The 12,579-nt window shown below is 60.0% G+C and carries 9 protein-coding genes; 8 read left to right on the forward strand and 1 reads right to left on the reverse strand.

From position 1 onward, the window contains the following. Positions 1–38: 38 nt before the first annotated feature. The 3 genes from bkdR to HBO09_RS16545 all read left to right on the forward strand — a co-directional run bounded on the left by bkdR (position 39) and on the right by HBO09_RS16545 (position 3,839). Positions 39–524: a Bkd operon transcriptional regulator BkdR gene (gene bkdR, locus HBO09_RS16535; protein ID WP_076962605.1), complete on the forward strand. Its 486-nt coding sequence runs from the start codon at positions 39–41 to the stop codon at positions 522–524. A gap of 418 nt (positions 525–942) precedes the next feature. Further along, complete coding sequence (locus tag HBO09_RS16540) at positions 943–2,568, forward strand: methyl-accepting chemotaxis protein (protein ID WP_169994750.1); 1,626 nt, start codon at positions 943–945, stop codon at positions 2,566–2,568. Positions 2,569–2,615: 47 nt separating this feature from the next. Further along, the gene (locus HBO09_RS16545) at positions 2,616–3,839 is read left to right on the forward strand and encodes an HD-GYP domain-containing protein (RefSeq protein WP_169994748.1); all 1,224 of its coding nucleotides are present in this window, start codon (positions 2,616–2,618) and stop codon (positions 3,837–3,839) included. Positions 3,840–3,854: 15 nt separating this feature from the next. On the opposite strand, the gene HBO09_RS16550 is transcribed toward HBO09_RS16545, so the two are convergent. Further along, positions 3,855–4,718, reverse strand: a complete 864-nt coding sequence (locus HBO09_RS16550) for an MBL fold metallo-hydrolase (RefSeq protein WP_170060918.1) — start codon at positions 4,716–4,718, stop codon at positions 3,855–3,857. A gap of 171 nt (positions 4,719–4,889) precedes the next feature. Between HBO09_RS16550 and HBO09_RS16555 the strand changes: the two genes are divergently transcribed. From HBO09_RS16555 to HBO09_RS16575, 5 genes are all read left to right on the forward strand, one after another. Then, positions 4,890–6,134, forward strand: a complete 1,245-nt coding sequence (locus HBO09_RS16555; RefSeq protein WP_169994744.1) for an FAD/NAD(P)-binding oxidoreductase — start codon at positions 4,890–4,892, stop codon at positions 6,132–6,134. Between the two features lie 9 nt (positions 6,135–6,143). After that, complete coding sequence (locus HBO09_RS16560; protein WP_169994742.1) at positions 6,144–6,947, forward strand: sulfite exporter TauE/SafE family protein; 804 nt, start codon at positions 6,144–6,146, stop codon at positions 6,945–6,947. A gap of 717 nt (positions 6,948–7,664) precedes the next feature. Next, on the forward strand, positions 7,665–8,840 hold the full coding sequence (locus HBO09_RS16565; protein WP_169994740.1) for a porin: 1,176 nt from the start codon (positions 7,665–7,667) through the stop codon (positions 8,838–8,840). Between the two features lie 212 nt (positions 8,841–9,052). Continuing rightward, positions 9,053–10,216: a nitric oxide-sensing protein NosP gene (gene nosP, locus HBO09_RS16570; protein ID WP_169994738.1), complete on the forward strand. Its 1,164-nt coding sequence runs from the start codon at positions 9,053–9,055 to the stop codon at positions 10,214–10,216. After that, the gene (locus tag HBO09_RS16575; RefSeq protein WP_169995079.1) at positions 10,185–12,446 is read left to right on the forward strand and encodes a PAS domain-containing hybrid sensor histidine kinase/response regulator; all 2,262 of its coding nucleotides are present in this window, start codon (positions 10,185–10,187) and stop codon (positions 12,444–12,446) included. Before nosP ends, HBO09_RS16575 begins: the two co-directional genes overlap by 32 nt. Positions 12,447–12,579 lie beyond the last annotated feature (133 nt).

The raw sequence follows: 12,579 nt of genomic DNA on the forward strand, positions 1-12,579 counted from the left end.
AAATCTGCATAAACATAATAAACAGGTGGTTTTGTCTCATGCGCAAGCTGGACCGTATCGATATCGGGATTCTCAACAGCCTCCAGGAGAACGCCCGCATCACCAACGCCGACCTCGCACGCTCGGTCAATCTGTCGCCCACGCCGTGTTTCAACCGGGTCAAGGCGATGGAGGAACTGGGCCTGATCCGTGACCAGGTCACGCTGCTGGACGCCGATCTGCTGGGGCTGCACGTCAACGTGTTTATCCACGTCAGCCTGGAAAAACAGAACGAACTGGCTTTGCAACAATTCGAGGGGGCGATTTCCGACCGGCCGGAGGTGATGGAGTGCTACTTGATGGCTGGCGACCCGGACTATCTGATCCGGGTACTGGTGCCGACCATCCAGTCCCTGGAGCGCTTTATGATGGATTTCCTGACCAAGGTGCCGGGGGTGGCGAACATCCGCTCCAGCTTTGCGCTTAAGCAGGTGCGTTACAAGACCGCGCTGCCATTGCCCGCCAATGGCTTGAGCCTGGGGTAAACCACGGGATTTCCAACACATAGCTACTTTTATTCGTTCGCAGGGCAAACAGTCGCGCTAACCATCGAATGGAGGTGCCAGGCGAACGAGCATTCATTATAAATCTGCTTATCCCTGCGGGCGGCAATGTACCTGCTAAGCTCATGTTTTGGCTGGAAAGAGTCATAGAGAATGAGAAATTAGTCCATCTAGCTATCTATGACTCTCGCCGTGCCCACTTGTCTGTTGTCGCTGCGGCGTATTCCTTGGTCTACTTGACTTATATAAGTAGTTAGCTAAGTAGTGTTTTTCGTGGGGGGTTCTATTTTTCGACTCCATAAAAGATCGATGGGCCTACATTTTTTTCACAGAACGGTCCACACACTGGTGCCACCAGGGCTATAAAGGTCCTTGAGCCAATAAGTCTAGGGGAATTGCCATGTCAATGAGATCCATAAGGTTGAACGCCCGTACCACCCTGTGTTTTGGCGTGGTATGCCTGCTGCTTTTAATACAAGGAGCAGTGACCCTGGTAAAAGTTGACAAGGTCTATTCTTCCACTGTCGAGTTAGAGTCTAACTGGCTACCCAGCATCCGTCAGGCTGGAAAAATGGAAAATACGTTACTAAAGCTTCGTTTGGAGTTGCGCAGGTTTGCACTGGATGATAATCGGACAAGTTCGACTTCGATCGGTGCTGTAAAGGAGGTCAGCAATACACTGGTTAAAGTAACCAATGATTATGCTTCGTTAATATCCAGTTCTGAAGAAAAAAATAAATATGAGCAAATAGTACGGGGTATACAGGACTATAACCTCAAAGTTGATGAGTTGCTGGCCATGGACAGTTCACGTTCGGCTGCTGACTTGAGTGCGTTTTTTAGAGACTACACAAGCCCTCTGGCACTTAAGCTGCAGTCGATGATGGGGGAATTACTGGCAATCAACGAAAGTGGGGCGCAGGCAACATTGGCCACTGCCTCCAGTGAATATGATGCTGCCCGATTGTTCACATTGGCATTGATGGTGGCTTCGGTGCTGTTGACCATCGTAGTCGCGCGACTGTTCACCAAAAGTATCATCGCGCCGGTTAGCGAACTGCTGGAAGCGACGGCGAAGATTGCCCAGGGAGACTTGCGTGTCGCCATTCAGATCAGCGGCAAAGACGAACTGACAGACCTGCAACAGTCCACCGCAGCGATGCAGATGAGTTTGAAAAGTACGCTGCAGCATATATCCGAAGCGTCCGGCCAATTGGCATCGGCTGCTGAAGAGATGAGTTCGATCACCAAGGAGTCCAGTGCCGGTATTGAGCGCCAGAGCATGGAGACCGATCAGGCCGCCACCGCGGTCAATCAAATGACGGCGGCGGTGGAGGAAGTGGCGCGCAATGCGGTGTCAGCCTCCCAATCGACCCAGGACTCCCAGCGTTCGGCAAAAGTCGGCCAGGAGCGGGTGACCCAGACTATTGCCTCGATTGAGAAGTTGAGCGCTACGGTCCAGCAAACCGGAATCGAAGTGGAGGGGCTGGCCAAGCAGGCCCAGGACATTGCCCGGGTGGTGGAAGTTATCCGCTCCATTGCCGAACAAACCAACCTGCTGGCCCTGAATGCGGCCATCGAAGCGGCCCGGGCCGGCGAGCAGGGGCGCGGTTTTGCGGTGGTGGCCGACGAGGTCCGGGCGTTGGCCCACAGAACGCAGACCTCCACCCAGGAAATCGAGCAGATGATTGCGAAGATCCAGGTCTGCTCCAGCGAGGCGGTGCTGTCGATGGGGATGAACCGCACTGAAGCCGTGGACTCGTTGAAGATTGCCCATGAGGCAGGGACGGCGATTACCCAAATCACTCGGGCTATCGAGGATATCAATGAACGCAACCTGCTGATCGCCACGGCATCGGAAGAACAGGCCCATGTTGCACGCTCTGTTGACCAGAACCTCATCAGCATCCGAGACCTTTCCATCCAGAGCTCGTCAGCCGCAGGCCAAACCTCTATCGCCAGTAATGAACTGTCGAAGCTGGCGATTGATCTCAAACAGATTGTCTCGAAGTTTTCGGTAAGCTGAGTCGAGGCTGGCAGGTTGTTTGACGTTGATTCAGAGAGGTAATGCCTATGTTGAAGTGCATTCCTGCTTCGCAAGCCAGGTTGGGCATGTACATCCACAAGCTCAATGGCGCCTGGACCGGCCATGGTTTTTGGAAAAGCAGCTTTTTACTGATCCATCTGCAAGACCTCCAGCGTTTGCAGCAGTCACAGGTCCAGAGCCTCTGGATTGATACGCAAAAGGGCGACGACGTGCTCCCGGGCGAACTGCAGAGTTCGTCTGAAGGTGTGCCTAAAGTCTCTGCTCCAGCTCGGCCTGGGGTTGCCCCGCGTGTCGACATGAAGGCCGAGGTGGTGCGTGCCGCCAAGGTGTGCGCCTTGGCCAAGAGTGCTGTCGTCGAAATGTTCAATGACTTGCGCATGGGCGGGGCAATCGAACCGGCTCGTGTGACGAGCCTGGTGAAGGAAATTTCCCAGTCGATTTTGCGCCACCCCCATGCCCTGATCAGCCTGGCCCGCTTGAAGCGGGCCGATGAGTACACCTATATGCACTCGGTGGCGGTCAGTGGCTTGATGATTGCGTTGGCCCGCCAGTTGGAGCTGGCGCCGGAACTGGTCCAGGAGGCAGGGCTGGCAGGGTTGTTCCACGATGTCGGGAAAATGGCGATCCCTGAGGGCATTCTAAGTAAAGCCGGCAAGCTTACTGACGCGGAATTCGAGATTGTGCGCAACCATCCGCAGGCCGGGGCGGACATGTTGCGCAACAGCCCGCATATCAGCGCCTTGGTGCTGGATGTGTGCCTGCATCACCACGAAAAGTGCAACGGCGAGGGTTACCCCCATGGGCTGAGTCACGATCAGATCAGCCTGTTCGCACAAATGGGCGCGGTGTGTGATGTGTACGATGCCGTGACCTCAGAGCGTCCCTACAAGCAGGGTTGGGGGCCGGCCGACGCCATCCAGAAAATGTCCGAATGGAAAGGGCATTTTGATGAGCGGGTGTTCCAGGCGTTTGTGCGCTGCGTGGGGATTTACCCGGTTGGCGCCCTGGTGCGCCTGGAGAGCGGGCGTATCGGCGTGGTGATCGAGCAAAGCCCGAAGTCGTTGCTCACACCGATGGTCAAAGTGTTCTTTTCGGCCCGTTCCCGGTTGCCGATCATCCAGGCTGTGGTGAACCTGGCTGAACAGCGCGACAGGATTGTCGGCCGCGAGAATATCGAGGACTGGGGGTTCAAGCAGATCGACGAGCTGTGGTCGGGCTTGCCTCAGTCCAAGGGTTCCTACTTCAGTTGAACCTGGCGGGTCGTGTCACAGTTGGTTGAGCGGGATTTTCAGGTACACCACGCCATTGTCTTCCGCCGGCGGCATATTGCCTGCCCGCACGTTGACCTGGATCGCCGGCAATAACAGGGTCGGCATCCCAAGCCCGGCATCGCGCTGGGTGCGCATCTGTACAAACGCCGCCTCGTCCACCCCGTCATGCACATGGATGTTGCCCGCACGCTGCTCGGCCACGGTGGTCAGGCATTTGGCCTCGCGGCCTTCGGGTGGATAGTCGTGGCATACATACAGGCGTGTTTCGCCGGGAAAGGCCAGCAACTTGCGCATCGAGGCATACAACTGACGCGCATCATCGCCGGGGAAGTCGCAGCGGGCGGTGCCGACGTCGGGCATGAACAAGGTGTCGCCCACCAGGATCAACTGGTCGTCGATCAGGTAGGCCATGTCCGCCGGGGTATGGCCGGGCACGTGCAGGGCCTGGGCCTTGAGGTTGCCGATGTGGAAGATCTCGTCGGGGGCGAACAGATGGTCGAACTGCGAACCGTCGGCCCGAAACTCGGGCTCCAGGTTGAACAGGTTCTTGAACACATCCTGGACTTTGCTGATGGACTGGCCAATAGCAATCTTGCCGCCCAATTGCCGGCGCAGGTAGGGCGCGGCGGACAGGTGATCGGCGTGGGCGTGGGTTTCCAGCAGCCATTGCACCTGCAGGCCCTGTTCACGGACGAAGGCAATCACCTTGTCGGCCTGGGCCGTGTCGGTACGCCCCGAGGCCGGGTCGTAGTTGAGCACTGAGTCGACGATGGCGCAGGGGCTGGCGTGCGTTTCATAGACGACGTAGGTGTAGGTCGACGACGCCTCGTCCAGAAAGGATTGAATCAACGCGGGCATGACGGTTGTCCTGGGTAGCTGATAGCAGCTTACATTCAAGGTGATTTCCACATAGGCTTGCGAGCTTAAGTGAAACAAACGATCCGAGGCAAAGGATCGATTGTGAGTGGGACGTGACGCCATGCGGCAGCGACCCTTGTGTGCATTGTTGAAATAAGAAAGGCCAGGACTATGAACGACCAACACTGGGGACCGACCATCAGTGGCGACATCGTGGTCATCGGCGGCGGCTCGGCGGGCATCGGCCTGTCGGCCAGCCTGCTCAAGCGCGACCCGCAGCTCAATATCATCCTGATCGAACCCAGCGCCGAACACTACTACCAACCCGCCTGGACCCTGGTGGGCGGCGGCGCCCATGACATCCGCAAAACCATGCGCCCCATGGCCCGGGTATTGCCCGATGGCGTGACCTGGGTGCAGGCGGCGGTCAGCCAGGTGCTGCCCGACGAACAGGCCCTGGTGCTCGACAGCGGCCAGCGCGTGACCTGGAATAACCTGATTGTCTGCCCCGGCCTGCGTCTGGCCTGGGAGAAAATCGAAGGCCTGGAGCAGACCCTGGGCCACAATGGCGTCACCTCCAACTACAGCTACCAGCACGCGCCCTACACCTGGCAACGGGTGCAGCAGCTCAAGGGTGGCAAGGCGATCTTTACCCAGCCGGCCATGCCGATCAAATGCGCGGGTGCGCCGCAAAAGGCCATGTATCTTTCCTGCGATCATTGGCTCAAGCAGGGTGACCTGGACAATATCGACGTCGAATTCAACCTGGCAGGGGCCGCGCTGTTTGGCGTGGCGACCTTTGTCCCGCCGTTGATGAAGTACGTCGAGAAATATGGCGCGCGGTTGGCCTTCAATTCCAACCTGATCAAGGTTGATGGCCCGGCGCGCAAGGCCTGGTTCGAGGTCAAGGACGCCGAGGGCAATGTCAGCATCGAGGAAAAATCCTTCGACATGCTGCACGTCGTGCCGCCACAGGTGGCGCCGGACTTTATCCGCCACAGCCCGCTGGCCGACGCCGCCGGCTGGTGCGAGGTCGACCCCCACAGCCTGCAACAGGTGCGTTACCCGCACATCTTCGCCCTGGGCGATGTGTGCTCCACCAGCAATGCCAAGACGGCCGCCGCCGTACGCAAGCAAATCGTGGTGGTGGCCGAGAACCTGCTGGCCTTGCGCAAACAGGCGCCGTTGCCGCTCAAGTACGACGGTTATGGCTCCTGCCCGCTGACGGTGGAGAAGGGCAAGGTGGTGCTGGCCGAGTTCGGTTACGGCGGCCGATTGCTACCGACCTTTGCCCTCGACCCTACCGTGGCGCGGCGTTCGGCGTGGTTCTTGAAGGCCACGCTGCTGCCGTGGTTCTACTGGAACGGCATGCTCAAGGGCCGCGAATGGCTGACCCGTCTGGCCAAGGTGGAGTGAGAGAACCCTATGTTGCTGGCAAGTTTTTTTGGTGTGTTGATGGGCCTGGTCATGGGGTTGACCGGGGCCGGGGGCGGGATTCTCGGCGTACCGGCGTTGGTGCTGGGGTTGGGCTTGACCATGACCGAAGCGGCGCCGGTGTCGCTGTTCGCGGTCGGTGCGGCAGCGGCAGTCGGTGCGGTTGATGGCTTGCGCCATGGCCTGGTGCGTTACCGTGCGGCGCTGTTGATCGCATTGCTGGGCGCGCTGTTTTCGCCGCTGGGGGTGTTCTTCGCCCATCAGTTGCCGGACAAGATCCTGATGGGCCTGTTCAGCGCGCTGATGGTGCTGGTGGCCTGGCGCATGCTGCGGCGCGAGAAGGTCGAGGCCGGCCCCAGCGACCATGGCGCAGCCTCCTGGGGGCAAAAGAACTGCATGCTCGATCAGCAGACCGGGCGGTTTTCCTGGACCGCCAAGTGCACAGCGACCCTGGCCGCCCTGGGCGCAGTGACCGGTGCGGTGTCGGGCCTGCTGGGCGTGGGTGGCGGCTTTCTGATCGTGCCGGCGTTCAAGCAACTGACCGATGTGCAGATGCGCGGGATTGTCGCCACGTCGCTGATGGTGATCAGTCTGATCTCGTTGATTGGCGTGGTCGGCGCGTTCCATGCCGGAGTGGTGATCGACACCGTAGGCTGGGTGTTTATTGCAGCCAGCATCGTCGGCATGCTCATCGGCCGGCGCCTGGGCTCGCGGGTGCCGGCGCGGGCCTTGCAAATCGGCTTTGCCAGCCTGTGTGTGGTGGTAGCCGGCGGGATGCTGTTCAACGCCCTCTAACCTGCGCACCGCCTAACCTGTAGGAGCGAGCTTGCTCGCGAAAAACCCAAGGACTCCCCGTTCTTTCAAGCCCTCGCGTGCATGAGTATCTACACAACTCTTTGATGGTTTTTGGGGTTGGGTACATATCCGTTGCTGCGGTCACGGCGGCTTAGGGTTCCGCCCTGACGGCGGGTCACTTTGGAAAAGCCCCAAAGTAACCAAAAGGCTCTTGCCCCACCACTCGGTGCCTCGCCTAGGCTCGGCATGCCCGCAGTCAGGCATTGCTCCGTGGGCCCGCCGCGATCGGCCATCCATGGCCGTGTCGCGGCTACCCCGGCATCCTGCCGGGGTGCCCACTGCGCAATACCTGCCTGCGGCCATCGTGGTTTGACGGGGCGCCTGAGATCAAAAGCCAGATCAAAAGCAGAGCAACAGCAGAGCAACAGCCAGATCAAAAGCAGAGCAACAGCAATGCCAGAGCGCGCAGCTGCATTCCCCTGTGGGAGCTGGCTTGCCTGCGATTACGCCAGCAAGAACACCTCGGGGTGTCAGATACCCAACGTCATCGTTAACGACCTTCGCGAGCAAGCTCGCTCCTACAGGTGTAAGCCTTAAGTGGCGGGCCTTTGCTGCCGCCCAAAGCACCGCGCATTCCCCTCCAAGGCAGCGTTTAACCGCGCAGCCTGCCTTTCGATAATCGCCTCCGACACCCAGACCCCCGTCGCGGAGCGCGCCATGCATAACAATAAGAACTTCCCCCGTCGTTTGTTGCCAGCCTTTATCGCCAGCCTCGGCTTGAGCTCCCTGGCCCAGGCCGAAATCGTGCTGTACGACAAGGACGAGACCACATTCTCCACCGATGGCTATATCAACGCCTTCTACGTCAACAGCGATGTGGACCGGGCCGGCGAGCAGTACGACCGGCGCCAGTCGCGGGTGAAGATGGGCTTTTTGCCCAACTACCTGGGCTTCAACATGGGCAAGCAGGTCGATGACCTTAAGCTCGGCGCCCGCGCTTCGTTCTGGGTGACCATCAACGACAGCGAAACCAACGGCACCGACACCGCCATCGACGTCCGTCAGTTCTACGGCACCGTGGCCAACCCCGAGTGGGGCGAAGTGCTGATCGGCAAGGACTTCGGCCTCTTCGCCCGTTCCAACATCCTGCTCGACGAACTCCTCGCCGGTTACGGCCAGGTCAGCGACAGCCTGGGCCTGGTGGACGGCGGCGGGGTGTCGTTCGGCAACATTGGCAGCGGCTACCCGTACCCGTTCCCCACCTCGCAGATCACCTACCGCACCCCGGTGATGGAAGGCCTGCGGGTGGCCGTGGGCATCATGGACCCGGTCGACACCAACGACAGCAGTACGCTGGGCAAGGCCTATCAGAAGAACCCGCGCACCGAGAGCGAGATCACCTACCAGTTCGACGTGGGCGGGGCGAAGATCTACAGCTGGCTCAACGGCAGCTACCAGACTTCGGACAACACCGACTCCACCGTCGAATCGGTGACCTCCAAAGGCCTGGGCTATGGCGTGCAGGCGAAGATGGGCGGCTTGTCGCTCACCGGTTCGGGCTTCCAGGCCAAGGGTATCAACCCGTTCTTCACCAACAACGCCGGGGAAGCCACCTTGCGCAATGTCGACAGCAACGGCTACCTGCTGCAGGGTTCCTACAAGCTGGGCAAGAATCGCCTGGCGCTGTCCTACGGCAAGACCAAGGACGACGGTAACGGCGTGGTCGGCAGCGGCGCGGATTATGAAACCCGTGGCATTGCCCTGTTCCATGACATCAACGACAACCTGAAGCTGGTGGCCGAGTACAACCAGTTCGAAATCCGCGGCCACGACACCAGTGCGCAGAATGAAGACACCGATACCTTTGCCGTAGGTGCGGTGCTCACCTGGTAATGACCTGGAATGGGATCAAAATGTGGGAGCGGGCTTGCTCGCGAATGCGGTGGATCAGTCAAATAAATACTGAATGACACACCGCTTTCGCGAGCAAGCCCGCTCCCACATTTTTTGATCTCATCCCATCGAAGGCCCCGACCCAGTACCCAAGTAGCATAGGTCGCCATCCCCTGCGTTCGTACACTTGAGCTTCAAAGGCGGAGGTGACCATGCAACAGGTGCACAGCGAAGGCGTCGTCACAGCCATGTCCCAGGCCAGCGAGGCGTGGCAGGTGGCTGACGAACTGGCCAGCCAGTTGTTGCACCCGTACCTGGGCTTTGTGTTGTTCTTCTGCTCCGCCACCTACGACCTGCAGGCCCTTGGTCAGGCTCTGCAACAGCGTTTCGGTGGCATCCGCGTGGTGGGTTGCACCAGCGCCGGCGAGATCACGCCCCAGGGTTACGGGCGCAATTGCGTGACGGCGGTAGGGTTTGACCATGCGCACTTTTCCATCGCCACCGAACTGATCGACCAGGTCGAGCACTTCAGCCTGATCGACGCGCAACAAATGGTCGAGCGCCTGGTGGGCGGCTGTCGCAGCAACACCCTGGCGCCGATCAAGGGCAACAGCTTTGCCTTGACCCTGCTCGATGGCCTTTCCAGCCGTGAAGAAATGGTCCTTGCCGCCTTGAGCGCGGCGCTCGGTGATATCCCGCATTTCGGCGGCTCGGCCGGTGATGACAACCACCTGACCCACACCCACGTGTATTTCGACGGGGTCTTTCATAGTGGCGCTGCGGTAGTGGTGCTGGTCAATACCTGGCTGGATTTCGAGGTGTTCACCACCCATCACATCCTGCCTCGCGCGCAGAAACTGGTGGTGACAGGGGCGGACGCCGCCTCGCGGCGGGTGTTTGAGCTGAACGCCGAACCTGCCGCCGAGGAATATGCGCGGCATATCGGCGTGGCGGTGGCGCAACTGGACCACCGGATTTTCGCCGCTCACCCGCTGGCGGTGCGCATCAACGACCAGTACTACGTGCGCGCAATCCAGCAGGTCCACGATGACCTGAGCTTGAGTTTCTACTGCGCGGTGGAAAACGGCATCGTCCTCACGGCCATGACCCCGGGGCCAATCCTGCCCAACCTGCAGACCCTGTTCGACGGCCTGCAAGCGCGTCTTGGCGACCTGCTGCTGACCATCGGCTGCGACTGTTTCTTGCGGCGACTGGAGCTCGAAGAGCACGGCACCCTGGAGCCGATCGGCGCCTTTTTGCGCGAGCAGCGGGTGATCGGGTTCAACACCTACGGAGAACAGTTCAATGGCATGCACATCAACCAGACCTTTACCGGGGTCGCCATTGCCCGTGGTCGACCCTCTGGACAGCGCTGAACTGCGCGCGCAAATCAGCGCCCTGCAGCAGGACAATTACAAGCTGGCGCGGATCAACGCCGCGCTGATCGAGCGCGTCGAATCGGGCGCGACCCGTGGCAACGACCCCTATGCGGCATTCCAGCATTCAGTGGTGCTGGCCGAGCAGGTGCGCGAACGTACCGATGCGCTCAACCAGGCCATGGCCGAACTCAAGGCCAGCAACCATCTGCTGCGCGATGCACGGCTGCGCGCAGAAACCGCGCACCAGCATTTGATCGATGCCATCGAGAGTATTTCCGATGCCTTCGTGCTGTTCGATCAGCACCAACATATCGTGTTGTTCAACAGTCGCTTTCAGGGATTCTGGAGCAACAGCCCGGTGCAGATTGTCGCGGGCATGGGCTTGCGCGAGGTCAAGCGGCTGATGACGGTCAACGGCCTGTTCACCGAAGAAGCCCACGGGCACGCCGAGGAAACCTTGTTCTACCGCCTGGATAACGGGCGTTGGCTGCAAGTCAGCGAACGGCCGACCCAGGACGGCGGGCGGGTGATTCTGTTTACCGATATCACCGACGTCAAACTGGCCGAAACCCTGCGCCGGGAACAAGCCGTCGCGCAGAAATCCCAGGAGAGTGAACGCTGGATCCGGTTGATCACCGACCATGTGCCAGCGTTGATTGCCTACCTCAATGCGGACCTAGTCTACGAGTTCACCAATAAGGTCTACGAGCAATGGTATTGCTGGGCCCAGGGCGCGATGCTCGGCAAAAGCCTGCGCCAGGCCCACAGCGAACAGCATTACCAGCGCCTGGAGGCCTACGTGGCGCAGGCGTTGGCGGGGGAGAGCGTGACCTTTGAGTTCGCCGAAACCAACATCAACCACCAGGAGCGTTACATGCTGCGCTCCTATGTGCCCAACCGCCTGGCCAGTGGTGAGGTGGTGGGGATTTTTGTGCTGATCCGCGACATTACCGAGCGCCGGCGCACCGCCGAGGCCTTGCATCAGGCCTATCAGAACCTGGAGCTGCGAGTACGTGAGCGTACGGCGGAACTGACCGCGCTCAACGACCAACTGCTGCAGGAAATCGACGAGCGCCGCCGCGTGGAGTCGCGCCTGCGTGAAGCCAAGCTGGAAGCCGAACAGGCCAACCTGTCGAAAACCAAGTTTCTCGCGGCGGTCAGCCATGACCTGTTGCAGCCGCTCAATGCGGCGCGCTTGTTCACTGGCGCCTTGCTGGAACGGCGCGACCCGGTGGCCAACGAGACCCTGGTGCGCAACGTCAGCAACTCCCTGGAAGATGTGGAAAACCTGCTGGGTACCCTGGTGGATATTTCCAAGCTCGATGCGGGGGTGATCAAGGCCGATATCGCACCGTTTGCCTTGAGCGAACTGCTGGACAACCTCGCCGCCGAATATACGCAAGTGGCGCGCAGCGAAGGCTTGCAGCTGCATTTCATTGGCTGCTCGGCCCTGGTGCGCAGCGATATCCAACTGCTGGCGCGGATCCTGCGCAACCTGTTGAGCAATGCCATTCGCTACACCTACGAAGGGCGTGTGGTGCTGGGTTGTCGGCGTGAGCATCAGCGCTTGTCGATCCAGGTCTGGGACACCGGCATGGGCATCGCCGAGGAGCGCTTGGAGGAGATTTTCCAGGAATTCAAGCGCGGCGATGTGCAACGCCCGGACCAGGATCGCGGGTTGGGCCTGGGCCTGGCGATTGTGGAGAAAATCGCCAGGATCCTCGGGCACCGGATCAGCGTGCGCTCGTGGCCGGGCAAGGGCTCGATGTTCAGTGTGGAGGTGCCGTTGAGCAGCAGCGCACCCAAGGCCTTGCCGATGCCGGTGATGAGCGAGCCGATGCTGGAGCGCTTGCAGGGCGCACGGGTGTGGGTGCTGGATAACGACGCAGCGATCTGCGCCGGCATGCGCACCTTGCTTGAAGGCTGGGGCTGCCAGGTGATTACCGCCTTGTCTGAGCAGGACCTGGCGCGGCAGGTAGACAACTACCATGCCCCGGCGGATTTGCTGATTGCCGACTATCACCTGGATGATGAACAAAATGGCGTGGACGCGGTGGCGAGGATCAATGCGCGGCGAGCCAGCGCGATCCCGGCGATGATGATCACCGCCAACTACAGCAATGAGCTGAAACTGCAGATCCGCGAACTGGGGCACACCTTGATGCACAAGCCGGTACGGCCGATGAAACTCAAGACTGCCATGAGCCACCTGCTAGGCCGCCCCTGAAGCATCCTTTGACAAGCAGGCTTGTTGTGGCGAGCGGGCTTGCCCCGCGCTGGGCTGCGTAGCAGCCCCAACAAGACCGCTGAGTTGTATCAGAGAGACTTAGGGGGCAGGTTTTGGGGCTGCTACGCAGCTC

It is taken from the genome of Pseudomonas sp. WS 5027, assembly GCF_012985695.1.
GTDB classification, from domain to species: domain Bacteria; phylum Pseudomonadota; class Gammaproteobacteria; order Pseudomonadales; family Pseudomonadaceae; genus Aquipseudomonas; species Aquipseudomonas hygromyciniae.